The organism is Thermocladium modestius (genome assembly GCF_055398215.1).
This window is the reverse complement of record NZ_AP043731.1, coordinates 851,401-873,380: the sequence shown is the minus strand read 5'-3', so window position 1 is coordinate 873,380 and position 21,980 is coordinate 851,401. Positions and strand designations below refer to the sequence as shown.

The window sequence follows — 21,980 nt, the reverse complement described above, 5'->3', positions numbered from 1 at the left end:
ATAGTGGAAGGGGGTTCGAGATGGAAACAGAAAATTTATAAATATCCATTTTATGAATATATTGAGGGTTATGGAAAGAGCCAGGAACAAGAAAGGAATTGAGGCCATAGTGGGCGCGGTGCTTCTAATAGTTATCACCGTGGTGGCCGCCGTGCTCCTCTACCTCTGGTTCACGGGCTACCTAACAGGCACGGCCAGCAAGGCGCCCCAAATAAACACCGTACAACAATTCATAGTCACAGGAGCAAGCATAAGCAGTAGTGGACAGGTGACGGCTTATGTTGAGAACACGGGCAACGTGCCCGTCACTATAGCGCAGGCAAACGTGTTGAATTCAACAAATGGGGCGGTGGTGTGCGCAGCCATACCGGGTGGCTCTGGCTCTGGCGCCCCAACAAGTCCTACTAATCTTAGCCCAACTTCGGTGTCCAGCGGCGGCAGCGTTGGTACCGTAACATTCAGTTGCTCCTCTCCTACTTTAAAGCCCGGTCAATCGTATACGATTCAGTTGATTAGTAATAGCGGCGTGAGCGCGGAGTACACCACCACCGCTTCCTGATGTTTTTAGATAAGCTTTTAAATTTTAAAGTAATTCTTTTCCCATGTCTTCTCGTTTCGGCGTCAGTGAGGTGGTGGGGGCGGTCATGCTTGTGTTGATAGCCGCCGTGCTGGGCCTCTTCGTGCTAGGCTACGCCAATAGGCTCCTCTCGGTCGGAGGCCCCAGGTATCAATGCTCCATATCCATTCCATTGGCTGTGTACAACACGAGCGGCTCCGCCGTGACCGGCATGGTTATCTACGTCTACGACCCCGGCCCCGACTCCTGTCAATTGAGCTCGGCGTACGTGGTGAACGGGACCACCAACGCCGTTCTGGCTCAATTAGTGATTCCGCGGGCCCAGGTGGGGGTTGGTCAGTTGGTGCGGCTGGTCTACGGTAAGGTATCCAGCTCCAGCGCGTACGTGGATAATGTGACGTCCAGCGCTCCCGTGCCTGTGCCCAGCGTGGTCTCCATATACACGGTGACGGGCAGTGAGGCGCAGTACCCGCTGCAGTAGGAGGAGAGGGTTGGGGGACTTGCTTGCCGGCGCCATCGTCCTAATAGTGGCGATACTGGTGATAGCCATTATGTTCTCCGTGGTGCAGCGGCAAACCACCCCCGCCTCCCAGCCCCCGCCCCATCAATCCTCGCCGGTAATGGTTGGGGGAAGCCCGGCCGCTGGGAGCGGGTACGTCGTGCTGGAGCCCGCCCAATCCACGGCGGCCTGCTCGCTCACTAGTGGCGGTGATCAGTACGTGATTAACTGCAGGCCCCGTCAATCAGGCGGCGTGCTTAACGTAACGAAGATACTGCTGGGCAGGAGCGGTTTGCTATTAATTGGGACTCCCGTCAATCAAGTCCCTGTCGCGGTGGAGCCCCCCATGGTACAATTGACCGTTCAACCAATGGTTAACTACACGAAGCTGGGAGGCAAGACGACGTTTTTAGTCGCCATCTACGTCACGAATAATTACTCCGCCTACCTACCCCTCAACCCCAACTGGGTGTACCTAACCGCCTCATACAACGCGGGAAGCGGGAGCGCCACGGCAATACCGCTCCAACTCAACTCATTGATGGTGCCAGGATCCTCCGTGGTGATCACGAAGGAGGTGCAGGTAACGGCACAAACCGCTGGCCTAAAGGCCATTACGTTCACGGTTGATGAGGAGGTGCTGGGGAGCACCGTCGCCTCCGCCTCAGTCACGGCTTACCTGGTGGTGCAGGGATGAGGGGGCAGGGCACATTGATAATGGGGATTGTAATAGTTGCGGTGGCCGCCGTGCTGATATACGTGATCGCCGTCGAGTCGCCGGCCGCTCATGAGGTGGTGAAGGCGGCTGGCGCCCCTGTTCTGACAGTGATTAACTCCACCGCCGTGGCCTATGAGTCCCCTTACGGGCCCCAATTAGTGCTTTGCAGTTGGGTTAACTCGACGGGGGTGGAGGGGCCTCTTGCTTGTTCCTATAGGGTGGGCAGGTTGGGGGATGGGGAGTGGGCGATAAACTTGGAGGCGCCGAGCGGCAAGTACTCCTACCTACAGGTAACCGTGGTGTCCAGCAACGGCGCGGCCGCGTCCATAGAGCTGGCGAGGACCCCCAACTGCACCGTGGCCGTGGCCCAATACCCACGGGTTGCCGTGGTTCCGCTCGGCGACGCGTACCTGGGGTACTCCATAGTTGGCCTCCCCAACGGCTTTGGCAATACAGCCCCGATAAACGTGGCAGTGACGGGGGTTAGGGTGAACGGGGTTTACCACCCGATAAGCTCCTACCTATTGGGCGGCCAAGCCGCAGCGTCCTCCTCCCCGGCAGTCGCCTCCGGGATCCTCGACCTAAACGATCTGATAAATGGTCCGGGGAGTTATACGGTTACGCTGGGTGTATCAACGGCCTGCAAGGTGATCAACGCATCCACCACCTTCATAATACTGGCCCGCCTCCTCAACTTCCAGCCATTCAACGTGGGTTGCCTGGGCAACTTGACGCAGAACGGGAACAACATAACCAGGGTGCTATACGCGTACACGCTTCGATTGGCGAATGGGTACGAGTTAAACGCGTTCCTCGATAATGTGACGACGACCGCCCCAGGCCAGCTCCAGGTAGAGCTACCCTCCTCACCGTCTCTTTCTGTGGGTAGTGGTTCCATATATGCGGAGAACAACACCGCCTACGTCAGCGGAACCACTTATCCCAGCGGCTCCGTTTCTAATTTGACATTGTGGAGCGGTTCATATACCTTAAACGAGAGCCTAACATTTGATGCTGCGATTAATACAAGAACGGTTTTATTGGGTAACTACTCTTATCAATCACAGAGCGGTTACATTAACGAGACCATACTGCCGGTCACGGGTAACGTGATGAATCTACTAAATGGAGTTTCCAAGTTCTATGTGAAGCATATATATCAAGGTGATTTTTATGGTTTTAATATCAGTTATTGGCCTCAATATTATAATGTTTCATATTCCCCTTATTACTGGTACAACTATGAAATAACTCAACCCATATTGGAATTAAGTGGGTACGAGTATATTCCTACTTCATTGTCAGCTGGCATAATGCTTTGGCAAGAAACCTATCACTCTGGCATCACAACAATAAGGGTAATCGGAACTTATTCAAGCGGCACCTATCCACCTGGGGATGGTTTCGATATATATCTATTTATAAAACCACCAACTTCAAACAACCATAACCAAAGATATAAGTGGTCCATCAGTGAAGAATATAATTGGACATTGCCATATCTTGCTTCTGGTTTCGGGTATGGTATAAGCAATTATTCATTGGTGCAGGGAGATGTTATTCTTCCCATTGCGCAGTCACCGTACATAATGGTTCAATGGAATTCCTATTGGGAAACAGGCGCTTCCACAACCGGATCTACTGGCCAATTTAACATTTGGATAGTGAATTATACTAAGGTAAATGGAAATACGATTTCATTCAATGGAGTATCGCCCTCCCCTTCTCCCAACCTAGGTAGTCCTTATGCTGGGTGGGATGGGTATGGGGAGGGCTACTTCGCTCCTCATCCAGGCGATTACATCTGCGTAACGGTGACCTATGTGAATAAAACAAACACGCTTTATGCGTCGGCCGTCGACTTGAACACGGGGCAAATAGCCACGGCGCAGGTGTCCCTGGGCAATTACTTCTCCCCACCGCCCAACGGCAATTACGTGTTTGGAATTGGGGGAAGCACGGCCACCGTGGATTACGCTAATTGGGGCGTGGTTCTCGTGAATTACACTAACGTTAAATGATCATGTGTTAAGACGGGGAAAGGAAGGGTAGAATTTAGGGGTTTAGAGGGTGTCCATTATCTGCGTCAATGCCTGGGCGAACTCCTTCGTTCCCAGCGCTTGGACGTTCATGAACCTGGCCAGGTCCTGAGTCACCTTCCTCTGATTCACGGCCTCGTTTATGGCCTTGTCTATTAGGTTCGCCGCCTCGGTCCACCCCATGAACCTCAGCATTAGCTCGCCGCCCCTTATTATTCCCGTGGGGTTGGCCACGTTCTTCCCGGCGTACTTGGGCGCCGTGCCGTGCACTGCCTCGAACATTCCCCCCGTGTCGCCCACGTTGGCCCCGCCCAGCACGCCTATGTTGCCTATCAAGGCCCCCGCGGCGTCGCTTATGTAGTCCCCGTCCAGGTTGGGCGCCAGTATCACGTCGTAGCTCTCCGTCCTCGTTATTATCTGCTGGAACATGTTGTCCGCTATCCTGTCGTTTATCAAAAGCCTCCCGGCCTGGCTGGCCCCCTTGCTCACCTCCTCCTCAGTCACCACCTTGTCCCTGAACTCCTTCACGGCCACCTCGTACGCCCACTCCCTGAACGCCCCCTCCGTGTACTTCATTATGTTGCCCTTATGCATTATGGTGACGCTCCTCCTCCCGTTCTGGAGCGCGTACCTAATCGCCATCCTGGCCACCCTCTGCGTCTTGTACTTGCTTATGGGTTTCACGCCGATCCCGGCGTCGTCCTCTATCTCGACCTTCAACTCCCTCCTCAGGAAGTCCCTCAGCTTAACCGCCTCCGGGCTGTCCCACCTCCACTCTATCCCCCTGTACAAGTCATCCGTGTTCTCCCTAACTATTATCAAGTCCACCTTCTCCGGGTTCCGCAGGGGCGACTCCAGCCCCTTCATGTACTTCACGGGCCTTATGTTGGCGTATGCGTCCAGTATCAGCCTTATGGTCACGTTGAGGGACCTAAATCCCCCGCCCACCGGCGTCTCGAGGGGTCCCTTCAATACCACCCTATACCTCTGAATCAGGTCCACGGACTCCTGGGGGAACCTGTTTCCGGCCATTTTCTCTGCCTTCTCCCCCACGATCGCCTCCATCCACTTTATCTGCCTGGAGGACTTGTAGGCCCTCTCCACCGCCTTATCTATGACGCTCATCGCGGCCCTCGTTATCTCGGGGCCAATGCCGTCGCCCTCTATGAATAACACGATGGGCTTGTTAGGGGTCTGCCAAACCCCTCCCTCCACCTTAATCGGCTCCCCGTCCTCTGGAGGATTATATTTTATCATGGATAAATATATAGGGCTACCCTTATTTAATTTTACCCCAAAGTCCTGCCCAGCCATGCCCCCCAACGAAACCGCCTCAGCTACCGGCTTAAGCCCAGCAAGCCCCTCAAAGCCGGACGAATGTATAATCACTCAAACCATTTACGCCGTGAATTATAGGGGCGGGTCATGCCTCTTTAATTGGGCAAATGCGTTACCAATTATTGGACACGCAGTTAGGCAAGTTTTTAAATTCGCCCCGCCCAATCCCCCATGAGTCAACCCCTGATTCAAATACGGATAACGTACATTCACGGCGAGGTTAATGGTGCCGCCCCCAACCTGAACGTGGCAGTTAATTTTCAATTGAATGGTGCGCCGGCCGTGAGGGATAACTCCATGGAGGTTCCCTTCTCCATATCCGCCTCCTCCGTTCCCCCCTTCCTCAACATAACCATAAGGGGCGCGGCTTTGGTCCAGGGGGACCCCAAGGCGATAAACTCGCTGGCCAGTGACTTGAGGTCGGGCAAGCCGAACCAGGTCCAGGCCCTCGCCATGCAGTACGCCATGCTGGAGCTGGCCCTCATATCCAGGGAGCTAGGCCTCCCCCCAATACTTCCCGTGCAGCCGCCCCCGCCGCCTCAGCAGCAAAGCAATAATAACATACTGTGAAGGGCCCCATACCGGAGCCACCCCTCCTAGTATTTTAGCGGCTTCCTGATTGGGCGGCTCGACCTGCCCTGGCGCATTGCGGGGGTTACTGGGTGAAGTACTCCCATCCCCTGTATTGAAGCGGTTCACCGCCGTAATAAACTCCGCTTCCCTCCTCCACCTCGGCGAACTCCACCATCCCCATTCCCCTCAAGCGGTTCACGCAGTCGCGCCTCACAGCGAAGACGGGGAGGTACTCCTCGCCTCCATTGAAGACCGCCTCCTCCACGGGGATCCCCAGCTCCACTGCCGCCTCAACCACGTCGCGGGGGGCGGGGAGGCTCGTCACGATTATCTTGGCACTCCTGCCCATCACATGAAGCACCCTGCCCAACCCATCGCTTGAATCCATGGACGCGTCCAGGCAATCCGCGAGGGAGGCATCGCCGTAAACCTGGAGGGGCAGCTCAGGCCTCCTCAGCATCTCCACCCCCCTAGCCACTGCCGGGTTCCCCGCCCTCTCCCTCCACAGCTTGAAGGCAAGCCCGTTATAGCCGAAGAGCGGCAGCGTGACCAGCGAGTCGCCGGGCCTCGGCCTCCTCCCCACCTCCCTCTCCGCTGCTCCAATCACGGCCACGTCTATGACCCCCTCCTCCCCCTCGTTCAAGTCCCCCCCGACCAGGGGCGCCCCGTACCGCGACCCAGCGTCCCTGACCCCCCTCATTAATTGAACCGCGTCCTCCTCCTCGGCGTCCCTCCTCAAGGTGATGGAGGCCGCGATGGCCATGGGCCTCCCCAGCTTCACGAAGACGTCGCTTAAGGCTCCCACCGTGGTTCTCCACCCCACGTCGTAGAGGGTCATGAATTCCATCTTTGTCCTGGAGAAGGCACCCCCATCTATCTTTATTATGAGGAGGTCCCCTCCTTTCCCCCTCACGTACGATACGTCGTTATCCTCAACGCCGGCCTCCCTCCTTATCCTCTCCAGCACGGCCTCCTCCCCGATCTCCCACAGCTTCATTTGTCGCCCATCATAGCAAAGCTTTTAAATTAATCACCGTAGGCGTGACGTCGGATATGGCAAGTAGGTGTGTGGGAATGATTCAATCGGAGTTGAACGAGATGGCGGGCAAAATAGTTATGGTTAAGCTGAGGGACGGCACGACGGTTAGGGGCGTTCTCAAGAGCTTCGATCAACACATGAACCTCCTCCTGGAGGATTCCGAGGAAATAATAGACCCCAAGACCTCGGTCAAGAGGGGCATGGTAATGATAAGGGGAGACACGGTGCTGTTCGTGTCCCCGCTGTAGGTGGTGAGGCATGGGCACTGGAACACCTACCTTCGGCAAGTTCAATGGAGGGAAGAGCCACATAACCTGCCCCAGGTGCGGCAGGCACTCCTACAACGTGGTGAAGGGCTATTGCGCAGCGTGCGGCTGGGGGAGGTCTAAGAGGATCAGGAGGTACTCCTGGCAGAACAAGAAAATCAATGGAAAGCGATTGATCTAGGTTAACTCGCCTCCCCGCCAACCAACTCAACCGCTAACGGCGATCTCATTTTCGTGAGGGATTAATAGTAATTGAGATCGAGATGGATTTACTGCGCGAGCTCCGCCGTGCCCACCAGGGGTTGGGCGCCATCACTGGTCACAAGCACGGTGTCCTCGAACTGCGCCACGAATCCCTTCCCGGCCTCCACCAGGGTCGCGTAGCCGTACAGGGCTCCCCGCCTGGTCAACTGCTCCACTATGGATGCGGCTCCCTGTCCGAGGTCCTTGACCAACCACCTGGGCGTGAAGGGTAGGGAGTTGAACCTGGAGTATATGGCGTCGAGCGCCTTGGCCAACTCCTTATCCAGCTTCTTAGCGGTGAGCCGTTCCACCCTGTATATGGTCACCGCCCTGCCCTCCACCACGTGCCCCCTGCCGTTGGTGGTGAACGGCTCTATGGCGTACGTCTCCCCCTCCATCACCTTCTCCCCCCCATCCACCTCCACGTTGGGGACGGAGACGCCGGCATGCAGCTCGTACCTGCGTATCAAGTGCCCCGTCAAGTTCTCTATGGGCTTGTATCCATAACTCCTCACGGTCTTCTCCACCACCGCCCCGATCCTCCCCATTGATGTGCCGGGCTTGAAGTTATCGATCGCGTTCACCAATGCGTTCCTGGCCGCCTTGGCGAGTAGTGAGAACGCGTCGTTGAAGTAAACAGTCACTGCGGCGTCGGTTATGTACCCATCTATGTGCGCGCCAGCATCTATCTTCACCACGGAGTTGCTGGGTATGGTTAGGCCATCCCCTATCACGGCGGTGTAGTGGGCGGCCACGTCGTTTATCCCCACGTTGGTCGGGAATGCGGGCTCCGCCCCGTACTCCCTGACGACGCCCTCCACGAGCTCGCACAGCTCCAGCACCTTCATGCCCGGGTGAACGGAGTCCACCGCCTTCCTCAACGCGGCCCTCAATGCCCTACCGGCGTCCCTGTACTTCCTTATGGCCTCCTCATCCATGCGCAAAGCCGGTCCGCCGTGCTTAAAACACTGTCGGGCAGCGTCCCGTCGGTGGAACGTGGGGAGGTAAGGGAAGGCAGGGAAAGAGATGGGGAGGAGAGGGGGGAATGCTTATTAATCCATGTATCCATCATGGTTAATTCATGGATGAGCAGGTGAAGGCGCTCGTCAAGAGCACCGCCAAATTAATAGAGACCGCCATCAGCGTGAAGCCCACGGATTGCATATTGAAGAACCTCGCTACAATAACAGGAAACGCCCTGGCCGCGCTCAAGATGCTGGTGCCGGAGATCGCCGGCGCGGTGGACGAGTTGGCCCCCAAGTTTGAGAAGATACAGGAAATGAGCAAGTCGGTAACGAGCAACCCCAGCGTGGAGGCGTACATAGAATCCGTCATGAGCATCTTCTCCAAGTTCAACGTGGATCCAGGGATATGGGCGGCTTTCACAACGCTGGAGGCCATGTACGCCATACAGCTGTGCGGCAATGAGGCGGCCAAGTACTTCCTGGTCAGGACGATACTGGCGGGCTCGCTTCCCTTCAACCTATACGTAGCCATGCTGAACCACGTGGGGGTGGATAATCAATTCGGCGTAGAACTGTTCAAATCCCTCCTCTCGCAGTCAGAGGGTCAATAATTGATCCCGGGACTCGATAAGGATTGATTATTTAGTTTTTGGGATTGATTATTTTTCTTGATTAAATCAACGCCCCACCAATAATTGAAGCGCCTCCTCTCCCTGCTTGCTCCTCGCGTCCTCGCGCATCATTAAGTCCCTTATGGCTATGCGTATGGCCTCGGAGCGACTTGGGAATACCCCTCTCTTTACTAAGTCATCAAGTTCCTCCAGCATTTGCTTGGGAAGGTGCACGGATATAAGTACCATCTTCTCCTTGCTCTTGGTTTTAGGCATAGGGGAGGTAAACCGGGCTACCGGTTTTTAACGTTGTGGTTCATCTTAAATGTATATACGGTCATCAGGACCTAGGCGCCGCCGTCCTGCCCTGCGTCCCCTCATCCTTGACAGACTCGAATATGGGCGATCTGTAGTACCTCCGCGAGACCTCTGACGGCACGTTGGTCAACTCATCCTCCGGCAGTATGCTCAAGGCGTCCCAGGCTATGTCGAGCGTCGTCTCGAAGCTCCTCCTCTCGTAGTACCCCTGCGATATGAACCTCCTCTCGAACTCCCCGGCAAACCTCAAGTACCTCCTCTCCCTCCAGCTTAGGTTGTTCTCCCCCACCAGTATAGCCAGGTTCCTTATGTCGGATGCCCTCGCGTAAGCCGATATCAATTGATTCGCGACGTACTTATGGTCCTCCCTCGTCTTCCCCTCGCCTATCGCGTCCTTCATCAACCTGGAGAGGCTCATCAACACGTCGAAGGGCGGATATATCCCCCTGCCCCACAGGGAGCGGGACAGGACGAGCTGCCCCTCAGTTATGTAGCCGGACAGGTCGGGTATTGGGTGGGTTATGTCGTCGTGGGGCATGGTTAGTATGGGGAACTGCGTCACGCTTCCCTTCCTCCCATGGGCCCTGCCGGCCCTCTCGTATATGGACGCTAGGTCGGTGTACATGTAGCCAGGGTACCCCCTCCTGCCCGGCAGCTCTCCCTTGGAGGAGGATAGCTCCCTGAGAGCCTCGGCGTAATTAGTCAAGTCGGTCAGGATGACTAGGACGTGGTAATCCAGCCACCAGGCGAGGTACTCCGCTATAGTCAAAGCAATCCTTGGGGTGAGTATCCTCTCCGCCACGGGGTCGCTGGCGAGGTTGAGCACCATGACCAGCCTCCTCAACGCGCCCGTCCTCCTGAACTCGTCCAGGAAGAATAATGCCTCCTCCGTCTTCAACCCAACCGCCGCGAACACTATGGCGAACTCCGACTCCGCCCCCCTCACCGTTGCCTGCCTGGCGGCTTGCGCAGCCATCATGTTGTGCGGCAAGCCCGTGCCGCTGAATATGGGTAGCTTCTGCCCCCTCACCATTGTGTAAAGACCATCTATGGCGCTTATGCCAGTCTCTATGGGCTCCTCCGGGTAATCCCTGGCGTACGGGTTGAGGGGCTCGCCGTTAACGTCCAGGAACTCCTCGGCCGGAGGCATGGGCAGCCCATCCCGGGGCTCTCCCCTCCCATTGAGCACCCTGCCCAGCAAGTCCTCGCTGACCCTGACGTCGAACGTCTTGCCCCTGAACCTCACCGTCGATCCAAGGGCGGGCAAGCCCAGCGTGCCCGTCAATACCTGGGCCACCGCGTAGTCCGGCCCCACCTCCACTACTTGCACCAACCTGGGCTCCCCGTCCGGCCCCTCCACCTCGCCTATCTCGCCGTAGGCGACGTTCCTGGTTCTCTTGATGACTATGAGAGGGCCCTTGACCTCGCTCACGGTCTTATAGCCCTGAACGCCCCTTATCTGCTGCATGGATCCACCCCCTACATAAGCGTTTTAAGTATTTTGCACCTGGACGCATGCATGGAGGCGGCAATGCTTTAAACCTTTAAGTTCCCCCGTCCCCATGAGGAGGCCGCAACCGAACGACGTGTACCTATTCAAGTTAATCCACCAAGCCCGCACCAACGGTCGCTTGACGGCGTTCACCGTCACCCAGATGAGGGAGAACGAGTACGTCAGCGACATATGGATGAGCGATGGAGCCAAGGCTTGGCAATTCACGCGCGGCGGCTCCGACTCCAGCCCCGCCTGGTCCCCAGAGGGGTCACGCATTGCGTTCCTCTCAAGGAGGGGCGCTAAGCCTGAGGAGAGGTGGGTTCAGTTAATGGTGGCGGACATCGCTAACCTCGCCGGCGAGGCTAGGCCGCTGGCCAAGCGGGAGGGCATATCAAACATAAAGTGGTCCAGGGATGGAAAGTTCATATACTTCACGGGCCCCGTGGGGAAGGTGGACGAGGATGTTAAGGTGATCGAGCGGATACCCATATGGTTCAACGGGAGGGGCTTCACGTACGGGGTCAGGAATCACTTGTTCCGAGTCGACGCTGAGACGGGCGACGTGCAGCAATTAACGAGCGGCGACGTGGACGTTGTGGCGTTCGACGTGATTGACGACGTGATCCTGGCCATATCCAGCCAGGAACTCAAGCCCTTCGAGACGGAGATCCACGTGTTGAGGGGGTTCAGGATGGAGCGCGTGAGCAAGGAGAGGTTGAGCGTGGAGTCAATAACGTGGCTCCCAGGCGAGGAGGGAGCGCTCGCCGTTGGCAATGACTTGCATAGGGGAACGGTCACCCACAACAGGCTGCTGCGGGTGGACTTGGATGGATCCGTTAAGGACTTGCTGGGCGATTTCCCCCTGGAGGTGGGGAACAGCCTCAACAGCGATATGAGGGGCTCCCCGCCCGACGTTCGGGTGGACATCGATGGATCCCTCGCCCTCTTCCCCGTCAACGAGGCCGGCTCCGTTAACCTGTACGGGCTGGACCTCTCCCTGGGCCGGTTGAGGCGCGTTACTGAGGGGGAGTGGAGCGTGGAGAGCTTCTCCTCGCGGAACGGACTGCTTGCCTTCACTGCCATGGACGCCGCGGCGCCCGCCGAGCTGTTCCTAATGGATGCTGGAAAGCCGAGGCGGGTGACGTCGTTCAATGATGGAGTCACGTCCTCGCTTCAATTGAGCCGCCCCACCCACTTCAAGTTCAACGCCAGCGACGGCGCCGCGATAGATGGGTGGGTCATGATGTCCCCAGCGAATGAGGGGAGGCGGGCGGCCGTCGTGGAGATCCATGGAGGGCCCAAGACCATGTACGGCAACGCCTTCATGTTCGAGTTCCACCTATTATCCTCGGAATTCGCCGTCATCTACATGAATCCCCGCGGCAGCGCTGGGTACGATGAGGCGTTCGCCGATATACGCGGCCACTACGGGGAGAGGGACTTCATGGATATAATGGAGGGGGTGGACTACGCGGCGTCGAAGTTCCCCATAGATCGATCCAGGATCGGCGTCATAGGGGGATCGTATGGTGGCTTCATGGTTAACTGGATAGTGACGCACACCAATAAGTTCAAGGCAGCCATCAGCGAGAGATCCATAAGCAATTGGCTTCACTTCTTCGGCACCAGCGATATAGGGTTCTTCTTCGGGAACGACCACGTGGCCGGGGACCTCTCCTCGGATCCGTGGGGTAATCAATCCAAGTTCCTCGAGAAGTCACCAATAACCTACGTGAAGTCAGTGGAGACGCCCATAATGATAATCCACTCCACGGAGGATTATAGGTGCTACGTGGGAGAGGCAATTCAGTTCTTCACAGCGTTGAGGTACAACGGCAAGGCCGCTCGCCTCGTCCTCTTCCCCGGCGAGAACCACGACCTAAGCAGGACAGGCAAGCCCCTTCACAGGGTGGATAGGCTGACCAAGATAATGGATTGGTTCATCGATCACTTGAATAAATAGCAATGCATTAAAGCGGAGCCGTGGCTTGCCTCCGTGGATGAGCTGAGGGTAACCGAGCTGGCGTTCAATATATTGATGAGGGCGTCGAAGGGCCCGGCAAGGCTTGACGACGTCGCGCGGGAAATGGGGGTGGAGCCGAGCTCCTTGATGCGGACAGTGATGGAGCTCTCATCAAGGGGACTGCTGGAGGTGGATAAGGCGGTGGAGTCCACCTATGAATTGACGGAGGAGGGGCGCAGGTATTTAAGCATTGGATCCCCTGAGGCCAGGCTAGTCAAGTTGCTCGCGGCGTGCCGCTGCTCCCCGAGGCCGGACGAGGTGGCGGGGAGGGCCAGGGAGGTCGGCGTCGAGCTGCTGGAGGGGGAGGTCGGGATAGCCATAAGCAACGCGGCCAGGCTAGGCCTCATAGAGGTCATCAACGGCCGCGTAACGCTGCGCGGCGGGTCGGGAGGGGACCCCGTCAGGGCCGCCTTGGAATCCGTGGCTCGCGGGGCCGTCGTGGACGACCTGCCCCAATTGATTAGGAGGGGCTTGGTGAGGCGCAGGGAGCGGTCCGTGATAACAATAAAGCCAACGAGCATGTTGACGGAGTTGCTGGGAAGCGGCGCAATAAAGCCGGCTAGGCTGGTGACGGCGTTAACCAGCGAATTGATTCGCAGCGGGGAGTGGCGTAGGGTGGAGTTGAAGGAGTTCGACCCCTCCGTCCCAACGCCGATTCTCCTCCCCATCGGCCGTCACTTCTACGGCGAGTTCATAGACTTCCTGAAGGAGATCTATGAATCAATGGGGTTCCAGGAGACCTACGGTCCATATGTTGAGCTGGAGCTCTGGAACTTCGATGCATTGTTCCAGGCCCAGGACCACCCGGCCAGGGAGATACACGACACGTTCTTCGTGGATGCCCCGCGTGGCCACGGCGTGCCCGAGGACCTGCTCAAGAAGGTCGCCGCGGTTCACGAGGATGGGGGCGGCACTGGGTCCCTCGGCTGGAGGTATAAGTGGAGCGCGGAGAAGGCCCTCTCGCTGGTGCTTCGCTCCCAGGCCACGGCGGTTAGCGTGCGGTCGCTGGCGTCCCGGGGCGATGGGGAGTACAGGTCGTTCACGATAGATAGGGTGTTCAGGCCGGAGCTCCTGGACGCCAAGCACTCCATGGAGTTCCATCAAGCCGACGGCATAATGGTTGGACGGGGGCTCACGTTTAAGCACTTGCTGGGGTTCCACGAGGAGTTCGCGAGGAGGCTGGGCATGAGGAAGGTCATGTTCAGGCCCTCCTACTTCCCCTTCACCAGTCCCAGCGCTGAGATATACATGCTGCACGGGGAGCTGGGGTGGATAGAGGTGGGGGGTACCGGGGTGTTCAGGCCGGAGGTGTTGGCTCCCCTGGGCATCAGGGAGTCCAGGGTGTTGGCCTTCGGGATGGGGGTGGATAGGCTAGCCATGGTAGTAATGGGAATAAACGACATACGGGATTTGATGTCAGCCAATGTTGAGGAGCTCCAGCGGAACAGGGATAGGCTGGTTAGGGCGTTGAGGGCAATGGCGTAGGCGGCACGCTTAAAACCGGGCCGCGGCTTAACGGCAATGCCCATGGATATAGTCGCCGTGGGGGAACCCCTCGTTCAATTAAATGCGGTCACCCGAGGCCCTCTTCGACACGTTCAGTACTTCGAGAAGCACTCCACGGGGTCCGAGGCGAACGTGTGCGTGGCGGCCGCGAGGCTCGGCATGAGGAGCGGCTTGATAACTAGGCTGGGAAACGATGAGTTCGGCCTATTCATACGGGACTGGCTGAGGGGCGAGGGGGTGGACGTCTCTCGAGTCGTGATGGACGGCGAGCACCCCACTGGCATCTACTTCGTCCAGCGCGGGTACCCAGTGCCCGGAGTCAGCGACGTGGTTTATTATAGGCACGGCTCGGCGGCGTCGTTCTTATCCGAGGAGGACGTGGATCGCGATTACGTGAGGGAGTCCAGGGTCCTCCACACGACTGGCATAACACTGGCTATAAGTGAGTCGGCCAGGTCGGCGGCGATGCTGGCAATGGATGAAGCAAGGAGGGCCGGGGCCCTGGTGTCCCTGGACCTCAACATACGCAGGAAGCTTTGGAGGAACATGGATGAGGCGGTCGACGTCGTGGGGAAGGCAATGGCCAAGGCCGGCGTCGTCTTCATGGATGAGGAGGAGGCCTCCATGATCCTGGGCGCGGAGGGGGTGGACGCGGCGTTCAGGGAGGCGGAGAGGAGGTTTGGGTTAACGAAGGTAGTGCTGAAGCTGGGCAGGAGGGGCTCAGTGGCTAGGTGGGATGGAGAGGAGGAGCGAGTCAATGCATTTGAAGTGCCCGTCGAGGACCCGATAGGGGCTGGGGATGCGTATGTCGGTGTCTTTCTCTCCTCAATGTTGAAGGGCATGGGGTTGAGGAAGTCAATGGTTAGGGCATCCGCGGCGGCCGCCATGGTGGTGACCGTGAGAGGGGATGAGGAGAATCTCCCCAGGGAGGGAGATATAGACGTGTTCCTCAGGGGGTTTGGGGGAGATGTAGATCTTAGGTGAAGGAAAAAATATTAAGCCCGCCTAATCGACTCCAATGTGTCGTTCACCCCCGAGGTTGCGGTGGATGGGAATGCCGTGGTGGTCAGGATAAGGCTGGGGCCTGATGTCAGCGCTTCCATGCTGGCCAAGAAGTTGAAGGAGAGGACTGGCTTGGAGTTCGCTGGGCTAGGCGACTCCGTTGCTAGCGTGGTGACGATTGATAGGTCGTTCATGGATGATCAATTCATCAAGTTCCTAAGTGATAGGGTTCTCTCAATGCTTGACGTTGACATAAAGGGATTGGCCGGGGAGGCCAGGAAGCCGTCGAGGAGGCGGGGCAAGAAGCGTAGGAAGAGCAGGGGGAGGAGGGGGCGTAGGAGTAGAAAGTCCAGGAGCGGCAGAAGAAATTCATAGACACGTAAGGTTTTTAAATCTTCAGAGTCATGCATTTTTTACTATGTCGGCTACACCGATAACTCCTCCCGCTGCAGAGGAGGTTCATATAGAGGTGGATGATGATACAAAGGCCACCATTAAGGAAATACTCTCCCAGATGGTTAACCCCGTAACGGCGGAGTTCTTCGTGGGCGCCGCCTGCAAGGAGCGGGACACCAATTGGTGCGTCCCCACCCAGGAATTGCTAGATCTGCTTGTGGAGCTCGCGCCTCCAGGCAAGCTAATAGTCAATAAGCACGCCTATGAGGAGGACAAGGCCAGCTTCGATAAGTTCGGACTAGCTGGGAATAGGGTTCCAGCCATATTGCTGGATGGCGGTTCCATCAGGTACGTGGGGGCGCCGCTGGGCGAGGAGGTGAGGGCCTTCATTGAGACGATAACGAGGCTATCCACCGGGAAGACAGGCTTGAGGCAGAAGACCAAGGAGACTCTCAGCAAGTTAAACGAGTCCCAGGCAAAGAAGGTGGAGGTGATAACGGTGGTCACCCCGTCCTGCCCCTACTGCCCCTACGCCGTTCTGCTCGCCAATATGTTCGCCCACGACAGCGGGGGCAAGGTGATCGCGTTGAACGTGGAGGCATACGAGGCGCCGGACATAGCTGACGCCTACTCCGTCAGCGCCGTTCCGACCGTCGCATTAAGGGCCGTCGATCAGGAGGTGGGTAACGTGGAGTTCGTCGGCGTCCCGCCGGAGGCGGAGCTGCTCAAGAAGGTGTTGGAGTACAGCGGAGCTGAGCCGAGTCAATAAAAACAAACAAAAAATAAATTCATTTACCTTAATGCGTTTGCCTTCCGCTTTAGGTTTCTGATCCACGCCGTCCCGGGAAGCCTATGCTTCGCAACGCGGTTGGGCTAGCCGCAATTGATTTAATTCCATTAAATTGCCTATACAAGCATGGAGTTATCGTTCGCCACCGGCAATAGAAATAAAGTGAAGGAGGCCTCCGCTGTTCTGGAGAGGTTCGGCATATCCATTAATCAATCCCCGCTCAGGAAAATAGAGATACAGAGCGGTGATTTGGTTGAGATAGTCGAGTACGCATTATCGCATCTATGCATGGAGGCGAATAACTTGGTGGTGGAGGATGATGGACTATTCGTGAATTCCCTCAACGGCTTCCCAGGGCCCTACGCGGCCTACGCCTACTCTACCATAGGGGTGAGGGGCTTGTTGAAATTAATGCAAGGAGTAGCCGGGGAGGAGAGGCGGGCCACCTTTAAATCAGTGGTGGGTGCCTGCGTGGGCGGGAGGCGTTTTATAGTGGAGGGAGCAGTGGATGGGGTCATAACTGAGGAGCCGCGGGGGTCCTCTGGTTTTGGATTTGACCCGGTCTTCTCCCCGCTAGGCGGTGGCCGTACCTTCGCCGAGATGAGCATTGAGGAGAAGTCTAGGTACTCCCATAGGGCCCTCGCTTTCAGCCGCCTCGCCGAGCGCCTATTGAAAGAAGGAGCACTATGAAGAATGCCAGCAACATGACCGCCGCGCCGGCCTCTATCCCGGCGGCTATCCTATAAAGGGTAAGAGAGGACTGGCCGTGTATCGTGCACACAGTGCCCGCTCCCCCCGTTGCCTCATCATAGTAACCATCGGCTAGCGTCACGTTGTTCGGGTAACAGTACGGGTACTCCCCCCTGGGCAGCCTCATCTCCACGTACCGTGAATCCTTGGCTATTATTATTATGCTGCTCCACTCATTGAGGGTTATGTTGGCTTTAACGCAGCCGCTGATGCTTTGATGCGGCCCGTACAAGATGAGCGTGGAATTGGCTGGGATTATTATTGTGTAATTCATCTGGGAAGTAGCCACGTTGCAGGCAATGGACCCGGCGTGGAGCACCGCGGCGGCGGCCAGCATTGCTGCCACGACGGCCAGCAAGCCTATGATTGGCCTCACCGGCTCACACCTCGGGAAGCTGGAGCTGGCTCGGTATTAACTTCTCGTTCTTCAAGTTCCTAAGGAACTTGACGTTATGCATGAGTATCACCTTGGATGCGCATCCATAGCAGTACGGCTTTCCCCCTATTATGGCCATGGTCTTGCCGGATCCACATGCAGCGCATGTTTGAGTCCTCATCCCTGTCGCTCGGCGGCGCCGCTGGATTTAAACGTTGCCGGCCCCCGCCTGCTTTCTAAACAACAATGCGTTTTGATTGCCCACCTCATCGATGCGCTCCAGCCTCAACCCGGCTTCCCCAAGTATTTCGGCCACCTCCCCCGGCTTCATGCGTATCCAGGAAGGCGGGCCAAAGCCCCCGACGCCCGGCTTAAACTCTATTATCAATGCCCTACCCCCGTCCCGCAGTATCCTGTAGACCTCCCTCGCCACGGCGCGTTTGTCCTGCATGTCGTGGAATGAATTAACCATCAATACAACCCCCACCTCCCCGCTGGGTATCGAGGTTCGACCCGCGTCCTCCACCAGGAAGACCGCGTTGCCGCCTGCGGCGGATCCCCGCGCGGCCTCTATTGCGTCGGCATCGGCATCCACGCAGTACACCTTATCTGCGTGCCTAGACAGGACCCCGCAGAATCGCCCCTCCCCGCATCCCAAGTCGGCGGCGGCCTCGACGTGATTCATTGTCTCCTCTATCAGCTTCTCTAACTCGGGCGACCTAAATGATCCCCAATGCGCTCCATGCCTTCCATGGAACATAATCGATATCGGATTCCTAAGTTATTAAAATGTTTCCCCGACTCGCCGCGATAATTATTGCATTGCTACGAAGAATTATAATAAAATTGCAATAAATATTGAAAATTCCTTATAATTTGAAATCCATTATTCCAATACATGGACACAAAGACCCTGGGATTAACGGCCCTAGCCGTGGCCCTACTAGTGGTGGCCGCGGTGGGCTTCTATGAATACTCAACGGCGTCGGCCAAGGTATCATCGCTAAACTCCTCCATACAGATGTACAAGTCATCCCTGCAGGCAGCGGAGGCCAACGCCAGCAAGTACGAATCCCTGTACTTCAATGCAAGCAAGTACGAGGCGATGTACATGGCGCTGTACAACAACGCGGAGAGGAACTACACCACGTACCTGGGATTATATGAGAAATTATCATCTAGCGGATTGACAGAAATGGCCCAGCAATACGCAGAGGGAGCCGCGCTCGACGTCGCTTTTCAGTTCTGGGATGGAATTGCCATAGAGAATCCATCCGACGTGCTTCCGCTATTATCATCTAACTTCACAGCTAATGTGCTGGGCTCGCCGTTCCCTGGAACCTACTCGTATTCGTCCTTTAATTCAACGTGGTTATCCAGCTTCTTCGGCAATTACGAGACGGTGTACTTCTACACAACAGCTCCTCCCAACGTGGCGAGGATCGGTAACTCAACGTTTTCCGTGTCGGCTGTGGTTCAATTCTTCGTGGCCCCAACCCAGGACCCAGTTTACCTACAGGTCTTCAATGCATCCAACACAATAATCATTAAGCTAGTGAACGGAAAGTTCCTCATAACGAGCCTATCATGGACAGGGAACGAGTTGCCGCCCTCGGCGGTCATAACAGGATACCCGTCCCAACACTCAATGCAGGCAAACCAAGCCCTGGAGACATACCTAAGCGAGTTGAACGGCCTCGGGGCTGAGCTGCCGCCAGCCCAATTATCGCAGTCATTCGCGCCCACGGCAACGCTGAGCGTGGCAGGCCAATTACCGCCCGCGCTGAAGCCAGGCAATTACTCAGGCCTCGCCTCGATAGAGAACTTCTTCGGCAATTGGGATAATTACTTCATATTCGTAGCCGAGTACGCCCAGAACCTATTGCCCAATGGAACCGCGGTCTCGCCCATGGTGAGCGTGGCCCTGCAGCCAAACGGCACGGAGGCCGTGGTCACGGCAAACGACACTGTTTTCATAGGATTCGTCAACAAGGGAGAGGCGGGATTCCCCGCAATATATGATCTCCATGCATCTATAACTACCGTGTTGATGTACAACTCAACTGCAGCTCAATGGCAAATAACGTACCAGGATTGGAACGTAACGGAGGCCTCGTTGGCCGGCGATACCCTGTACTACAACCTGAACACCCCAACATTCACGGTGGTCGGGGAGCGCACGGTAACCGTCAATGCATCCCTTGGCGCCGTGATTAGGCTCGGCAACCTCATCGCCGTGGTGAGGCCAGGCACGTACGCCGAGCTGCCCAACGGCACGCTGGAATCTCTATACAACTTCTCCCTAGTGGATCTAGGCATGCAGGCAGTATACGCGCCGGAGCCGGGCTTGACGCCGCTCTACGCATTCGCATTCGCAGTGGACGGCCAAATATCGCCCCAGTACTCGCTGGTCAACTCAGCGAAGCAGCCTAGCCCCGTTATAACGGTGGCCTTCGCGCCAGACACGTGGACGTCGTGGACGTGGTTCGGCGGCTCGTTTAATGGATCTACCTATGTGGGCGGTTCATATAAGTTCCCAGACCAGTGGATATATGGGAATGGCGTGATTGTGAATGATAAGTTCTTCAAGCCGGTGATTTGGGTGTTCGAGTCGTCCCAGACACCGCTGGGCGAGGCCCCGGTCGCCGTTCAAGTGCCGATCTCCAGTGCATTCGGGTTGACGCCCATATCCGCCTACTCCTTCGCCGTGAATGGGACTGATGGCGGGGTGATTCAGGCAGGTAATATAATAGCTGTGATACAGCCGGGAACTTACATAAATACGCAGAGCTCCACTCTGAAGTACTATAACTTCTCTGTAATATTCTACTCCCCCAGCAGCGTAACGGCTCCAGCCCCAGGCCAATTGCCTGCGCTTGTTTTTGCCTACGCCGTGGACGGCCAGGTAACGTTCAGCGACACTGCGACCCAGCCCTTCATAACCGTAATAGAGGCGCCGTCGGTCAACTCATCAATGTGGACCTGGGGAGAGAAGAACGGCGCATATACCTACCTATTCAGGGATCCCATAATAACGGGCAAGGGATTGATCGTAAATCTAACGTTCCTGAAGCCCGTTCCATGGGTGCTGAGCCTGGAGCAATTAATGCCGCCGAGTACCTCCACTACAATGTCTCAGACCACCTCCACTACATCTACCACCACCTCCACTACATCAGCGCCTCCGCCATCATATACTTGGGGAGGATAAATTAATGACTATTAATTGAATGTAGTAAAAATACATCGATTATTGAGCTAAAAATAATGGATTTTTCTTCAAATCCATGATATTTTCCAATTCATATGATTCACTATCATCCGCGGTGAGAGAAGAGATCGCCCAGCGGATCCCTCGTTAATCACTTCCATGCAGGCAATACCCTCACGTTTCCGCTGCCCGCTCCTCCTGGGTCCTCATGGATGAGAATAGCCATCCCGCCTGGATAATGGTTGAGATACGCTGAACCCCATGGCAAGTCACCAAGAGTTCCCAAGCGGGGGATATTGAGACTCCCCCGGGGGTTGGTCTTTCTTAGTTGAGGGAGGAGACTTTCTTCCACATGCTCCAAGCGAGGATAGAGCTAAATGGCTTCCAGCTATTGGGTATCGATGGTCGTCAGGATGGCTTACTTGGTTATGTATGATGGATCCGCGTTCAACGGATTCTCGGGAGGCAGGGGAAGCGTGGAGCACGTGATTACAAGGGTTCTCTCTAGGCTGAATGGCTCGCCGGTGAGACTAGATAAGGCGTCCCGCACGGATCCCGGGGTCTCCGCGTTGATGAACGTGGTGGCGGTGAACTTGAACGATGAGTTGAAAACCGGGTTGATAAATTCAAAATTGCCCCGGCAAGTCAGGGTATGGGGAGCGGCTAGGGTACCGCCCAGCTTCAACCCCAGGAGGGCAATGCAGAGGACCTACCTCTACTTCTCTCCATCCATGGGGGAGGACCTGGAGTTGATGAGAAGGGCCGCGGCCGCATTCGTCGGCAGGCACGATCTTCGGAATTACATGATTAGGGATGGCAGTCCCACCATTGTTGAAATGCATGAGATAAATGTGGAGGAGTTTAACGGGATTATCAGTGTGGAATTCAAGGGCCGCGGCTTCCGTAATAAGATGCTTAGGAAGATAATGCATGCCATATTAATGGCTGGAAGGGGCGTGCTGGGCGTAGATTTCTTGCGGAGAACAATAGATACAGAGGAAAACATCCCAATGCCTCCCCATCAACCACATGGCTTGGTTCTTAAGGCGGTTAAATACGAGAATCAGCCTGGCTTCTCAATCGATAAGGCAGCGCTTTCATACTTCACTAGATATCTGAGGAGCAGGCTGGCCGAAATCAATGCGATGAGCGCCTCATACGAATTACTTCTGCGAGGTGCAATGTATGAGTACTGGGACGGAGACCTGAGACCCTAGTCTCATTCCTCATTACACGAATGCAATT

General features: G+C 56.3%; 25 protein-coding genes. 17 read left to right on the top strand and 8 right to left on the bottom strand.

Going from position 1 to position 21,980, the window contains the following annotated elements:
* Positions 1 to 70: 70 nt before the first annotated feature.
* From ACZ5ZS_RS04395 to ACZ5ZS_RS04380, 4 genes are read left to right on the top strand one after another with little or no spacing between them, the layout of a single operon-like run.
* Positions 71 to 559 carry an archaellin/type IV pilin N-terminal domain-containing protein gene (locus ACZ5ZS_RS04395; protein WP_188597137.1) on the top strand — a complete coding sequence of 163 codons (489 nt, stop codon included), beginning with the start codon at positions 71 to 73 and terminating at the stop codon, positions 557 to 559.
* 43 nt (positions 560 to 602) lie between these two features.
* Positions 603 to 1,058, top strand: coding sequence for a hypothetical protein (locus ACZ5ZS_RS04390; protein ID WP_188597136.1), 456 nt, complete (start codon positions 603 to 605; stop codon positions 1,056 to 1,058).
* On the top strand, positions 1,033 to 1,773 hold the full coding sequence (locus tag ACZ5ZS_RS04385) for a hypothetical protein (protein WP_188597135.1): 741 nt from the start codon (positions 1,033 to 1,035) through the stop codon (positions 1,771 to 1,773). The genes ACZ5ZS_RS04390 and ACZ5ZS_RS04385 overlap by 26 nt, the downstream gene beginning before the upstream one ends.
* A complete protein-coding gene (locus ACZ5ZS_RS04380; protein ID WP_188597134.1) occupies positions 1,770 to 3,815 on the top strand; it encodes a hypothetical protein in 2,046 nt (681 codons plus the stop codon). The genes ACZ5ZS_RS04385 and ACZ5ZS_RS04380 overlap by 4 nt, the downstream gene beginning before the upstream one ends.
* Positions 3,816 to 3,857: 42 nt before the next feature.
* Here ACZ5ZS_RS04380 and ACZ5ZS_RS04375 read toward each other — a convergent pair whose 3' ends face one another.
* Positions 3,858 to 5,090 carry an NADP-dependent isocitrate dehydrogenase gene (locus tag ACZ5ZS_RS04375; protein ID WP_188597133.1) on the bottom strand — a complete coding sequence of 411 codons (1,233 nt, stop codon included), beginning with the start codon at positions 5,088 to 5,090 and terminating at the stop codon, positions 3,858 to 3,860.
* 252 nt (positions 5,091 to 5,342) lie between these two features.
* On the opposite strand from ACZ5ZS_RS04375, the gene ACZ5ZS_RS04370 reads away from it, so the two are divergent.
* A complete protein-coding gene (locus tag ACZ5ZS_RS04370) occupies positions 5,343 to 5,741 on the top strand; it encodes a hypothetical protein (RefSeq protein ID WP_188597132.1) in 399 nt (132 codons plus the stop codon).
* Between the two features lie 85 nt (positions 5,742 to 5,826).
* Here ACZ5ZS_RS04370 and ACZ5ZS_RS04365 read toward each other — a convergent pair whose 3' ends face one another.
* Positions 5,827 to 6,741: a thiamine-phosphate kinase gene (locus tag ACZ5ZS_RS04365; protein WP_188597131.1), complete on the bottom strand. Its 915-nt coding sequence runs from the start codon at positions 6,739 to 6,741 to the stop codon at positions 5,827 to 5,829.
* A gap of 56 nt (positions 6,742 to 6,797) precedes the next feature.
* Between ACZ5ZS_RS04365 and ACZ5ZS_RS04360 the strand changes: the two genes are divergently transcribed.
* Together ACZ5ZS_RS04360 and ACZ5ZS_RS04355 are read left to right on the top strand one after the other, a co-directional pair.
* Positions 6,798 to 7,031 (top strand): LSm family protein, encoded by a 234-nt coding sequence (locus tag ACZ5ZS_RS04360; protein ID WP_188597130.1) that lies wholly within the window; start codon positions 6,798 to 6,800, stop codon positions 7,029 to 7,031.
* 10 nt (positions 7,032 to 7,041) lie between these two features.
* A complete protein-coding gene (locus ACZ5ZS_RS04355; protein ID WP_188597129.1) occupies positions 7,042 to 7,230 on the top strand; it encodes a 50S ribosomal protein L37e in 189 nt (62 codons plus the stop codon).
* An 88-nt stretch (positions 7,231 to 7,318) separates the two neighbouring features.
* On the opposite strand, the gene map is transcribed toward ACZ5ZS_RS04355, so the two are convergent.
* Complete coding sequence (map, locus tag ACZ5ZS_RS04350) at positions 7,319 to 8,230, bottom strand: type II methionyl aminopeptidase (protein ID WP_188597128.1); 912 nt, start codon at positions 8,228 to 8,230, stop codon at positions 7,319 to 7,321.
* A gap of 18 nt (positions 8,231 to 8,248) precedes the next feature.
* On the opposite strand from map, the gene ACZ5ZS_RS04345 reads away from it, so the two are divergent.
* Both ACZ5ZS_RS04345 and ACZ5ZS_RS04340 read left to right on the top strand, forming a co-directional pair.
* Entirely contained in the window at positions 8,249 to 8,389 is a 141-nt protein-coding gene (locus tag ACZ5ZS_RS04345) for a hypothetical protein (RefSeq protein ID WP_188597127.1), read from the top strand.
* A complete protein-coding gene (locus tag ACZ5ZS_RS04340) occupies positions 8,374 to 8,868 on the top strand; it encodes a hypothetical protein (RefSeq protein ID WP_188597126.1) in 495 nt (164 codons plus the stop codon). The genes ACZ5ZS_RS04345 and ACZ5ZS_RS04340 overlap by 16 nt, the downstream gene beginning before the upstream one ends.
* 66 nt (positions 8,869 to 8,934) lie before the next feature.
* Here the strand turns inward: ACZ5ZS_RS04340 and ACZ5ZS_RS04335 are convergent, their stop codons facing one another.
* Together ACZ5ZS_RS04335 and ACZ5ZS_RS04330 are read right to left on the bottom strand one after the other, a co-directional pair.
* Complete coding sequence (locus tag ACZ5ZS_RS04335) at positions 8,935 to 9,144, bottom strand: ribbon-helix-helix domain-containing protein (RefSeq protein WP_075060320.1); 210 nt, start codon at positions 9,142 to 9,144, stop codon at positions 8,935 to 8,937.
* Positions 9,145 to 9,208: 64 nt separating this feature from the next.
* Complete coding sequence (locus ACZ5ZS_RS04330; protein ID WP_188597125.1) at positions 9,209 to 10,654, bottom strand: V-type ATP synthase subunit B; 1,446 nt, start codon at positions 10,652 to 10,654, stop codon at positions 9,209 to 9,211.
* Positions 10,655 to 10,748: 94 nt separating this feature from the next.
* Here ACZ5ZS_RS04330 and ACZ5ZS_RS04325 point away from each other — a divergent pair, with 94 nt between their 5' ends.
* The 6 genes from ACZ5ZS_RS04325 (at position 10,749) to rdgB (ending at position 17,088) form a co-directional block, all read left to right on the top strand.
* Positions 10,749 to 12,644: a S9 family peptidase gene (locus tag ACZ5ZS_RS04325; protein ID WP_188597124.1), complete on the top strand. Its 1,896-nt coding sequence runs from the start codon at positions 10,749 to 10,751 to the stop codon at positions 12,642 to 12,644.
* Positions 12,645 to 12,677: 33 nt separating this feature from the next.
* Positions 12,678 to 14,189 (top strand): phenylalanine--tRNA ligase subunit alpha, encoded by a 1,512-nt coding sequence (pheS, locus tag ACZ5ZS_RS04320; RefSeq protein ID WP_188597123.1) that lies wholly within the window; start codon positions 12,678 to 12,680, stop codon positions 14,187 to 14,189.
* 36 nt (positions 14,190 to 14,225) lie between these two features.
* On the top strand, positions 14,226 to 15,194 hold the full coding sequence (locus ACZ5ZS_RS04315) for a sugar kinase (RefSeq protein WP_188597122.1): 969 nt from the start codon (positions 14,226 to 14,228) through the stop codon (positions 15,192 to 15,194).
* Positions 15,195 to 15,230: 36 nt separating this feature from the next.
* Complete coding sequence (locus tag ACZ5ZS_RS04310; protein ID WP_188597121.1) at positions 15,231 to 15,587, top strand: hypothetical protein; 357 nt, start codon at positions 15,231 to 15,233, stop codon at positions 15,585 to 15,587.
* Between the two features lie 43 nt (positions 15,588 to 15,630).
* On the top strand, positions 15,631 to 16,377 hold the full coding sequence (locus tag ACZ5ZS_RS04305) for a thioredoxin family protein (RefSeq protein ID WP_188597120.1): 747 nt from the start codon (positions 15,631 to 15,633) through the stop codon (positions 16,375 to 16,377).
* 147 nt (positions 16,378 to 16,524) lie between these two features.
* A complete protein-coding gene (gene rdgB, locus ACZ5ZS_RS04300; RefSeq protein WP_188597119.1) occupies positions 16,525 to 17,088 on the top strand; it encodes an RdgB/HAM1 family non-canonical purine NTP pyrophosphatase in 564 nt (187 codons plus the stop codon).
* On the opposite strand, the gene ACZ5ZS_RS04295 is transcribed toward rdgB, so the two are convergent.
* From ACZ5ZS_RS04295 to ACZ5ZS_RS04285, 3 genes are read right to left on the bottom strand one after another with little or no spacing between them, the layout of a single operon-like run.
* A complete protein-coding gene (locus ACZ5ZS_RS04295; RefSeq protein ID WP_188597118.1) occupies positions 17,045 to 17,524 on the bottom strand; it encodes a hypothetical protein in 480 nt (159 codons plus the stop codon). The two genes, rdgB and ACZ5ZS_RS04295, sit on opposite strands and share 44 nt — an antisense overlap.
* Positions 17,525 to 17,528: 4 nt before the next feature.
* Positions 17,529 to 17,705 carry a hypothetical protein gene (locus ACZ5ZS_RS04290; RefSeq protein WP_188597117.1) on the bottom strand — a complete coding sequence of 59 codons (177 nt, stop codon included), beginning with the start codon at positions 17,703 to 17,705 and terminating at the stop codon, positions 17,529 to 17,531.
* Between the two features lie 27 nt (positions 17,706 to 17,732).
* Entirely contained in the window at positions 17,733 to 18,284 is a 552-nt protein-coding gene (locus ACZ5ZS_RS04285; RefSeq protein ID WP_188597116.1) for a class I SAM-dependent methyltransferase, read from the bottom strand.
* Between the two features lie 138 nt (positions 18,285 to 18,422).
* Here ACZ5ZS_RS04285 and ACZ5ZS_RS04280 point away from each other — a divergent pair, with 138 nt between their 5' ends.
* Both ACZ5ZS_RS04280 and ACZ5ZS_RS04275 read left to right on the top strand, forming a co-directional pair.
* Positions 18,423 to 20,735, top strand: coding sequence for a hypothetical protein (locus ACZ5ZS_RS04280; protein ID WP_188597115.1), 2,313 nt, complete (start codon positions 18,423 to 18,425; stop codon positions 20,733 to 20,735).
* 401 nt (positions 20,736 to 21,136) lie between these two features.
* Positions 21,137 to 21,952 carry a tRNA pseudouridine(38-40) synthase TruA gene (locus tag ACZ5ZS_RS04275; protein ID WP_188597114.1) on the top strand — a complete coding sequence of 272 codons (816 nt, stop codon included), beginning with the start codon at positions 21,137 to 21,139 and terminating at the stop codon, positions 21,950 to 21,952.
* Positions 21,953 to 21,980: the final 28 nt, after the last annotated feature.

Coding starts and splice junctions, on each gene's coding strand:
- map (WP_188597128.1), bottom strand. CDS start 8,230: ATGGATGAGGAGGCCATAAGGAAGTACAGGGACGCCGGTAGGGCATTG.
- ACZ5ZS_RS04305 (WP_188597120.1), top strand. CDS start 15,631: ATGTCGGCTACACCGATAACTCCTCCCGCTGCAGAGGAGGTTCATATA.
- ACZ5ZS_RS04315 (WP_188597122.1), top strand. CDS start 14,226: ATGCCCATGGATATAGTCGCCGTGGGGGAACCCCTCGTTCAATTAAAT.
- ACZ5ZS_RS04330 (WP_188597125.1), bottom strand. CDS start 10,654: ATGCAGCAGATAAGGGGCGTTCAGGGCTATAAGACCGTGAGCGAGGTC.
- ACZ5ZS_RS04365 (WP_188597131.1), bottom strand. CDS start 6,741: ATGAAGCTGTGGGAGATCGGGGAGGAGGCCGTGCTGGAGAGGATAAGG.
- ACZ5ZS_RS04290 (WP_188597117.1), bottom strand. CDS start 17,705: ATGAGGACTCAAACATGCGCTGCATGTGGATCCGGCAAGACCATGGCC.
- ACZ5ZS_RS04275 (WP_188597114.1), top strand. CDS start 21,137: ATGGTCGTCAGGATGGCTTACTTGGTTATGTATGATGGATCCGCGTTC.
- ACZ5ZS_RS04395 (WP_188597137.1), top strand. CDS start 71: ATGGAAAGAGCCAGGAACAAGAAAGGAATTGAGGCCATAGTGGGCGCG.
- ACZ5ZS_RS04380 (WP_188597134.1), top strand. CDS start 1,770: ATGAGGGGGCAGGGCACATTGATAATGGGGATTGTAATAGTTGCGGTG.
- ACZ5ZS_RS04390 (WP_188597136.1), top strand. CDS start 603: ATGTCTTCTCGTTTCGGCGTCAGTGAGGTGGTGGGGGCGGTCATGCTT.
- ACZ5ZS_RS04340 (WP_188597126.1), top strand. CDS start 8,374: ATGGATGAGCAGGTGAAGGCGCTCGTCAAGAGCACCGCCAAATTAATA.
- ACZ5ZS_RS04280 (WP_188597115.1), top strand. CDS start 18,423: ATGGACACAAAGACCCTGGGATTAACGGCCCTAGCCGTGGCCCTACTA.
- ACZ5ZS_RS04325 (WP_188597124.1), top strand. CDS start 10,749: ATGAGGAGGCCGCAACCGAACGACGTGTACCTATTCAAGTTAATCCAC.
- ACZ5ZS_RS04370 (WP_188597132.1), top strand. CDS start 5,343: ATGAGTCAACCCCTGATTCAAATACGGATAACGTACATTCACGGCGAG.
- ACZ5ZS_RS04355 (WP_188597129.1), top strand. CDS start 7,042: ATGGGCACTGGAACACCTACCTTCGGCAAGTTCAATGGAGGGAAGAGC.
- ACZ5ZS_RS04335 (WP_075060320.1), bottom strand. CDS start 9,144: ATGCCTAAAACCAAGAGCAAGGAGAAGATGGTACTTATATCCGTGCAC.
- ACZ5ZS_RS04285 (WP_188597116.1), bottom strand. CDS start 18,284: ATGTTCCATGGAAGGCATGGAGCGCATTGGGGATCATTTAGGTCGCCC.
- rdgB (WP_188597119.1), top strand. CDS start 16,525: ATGGAGTTATCGTTCGCCACCGGCAATAGAAATAAAGTGAAGGAGGCC.
- ACZ5ZS_RS04360 (WP_188597130.1), top strand. CDS start 6,798: ATGGCAAGTAGGTGTGTGGGAATGATTCAATCGGAGTTGAACGAGATG.
- ACZ5ZS_RS04375 (WP_188597133.1), bottom strand. CDS start 5,090: ATGATAAAATATAATCCTCCAGAGGACGGGGAGCCGATTAAGGTGGAG.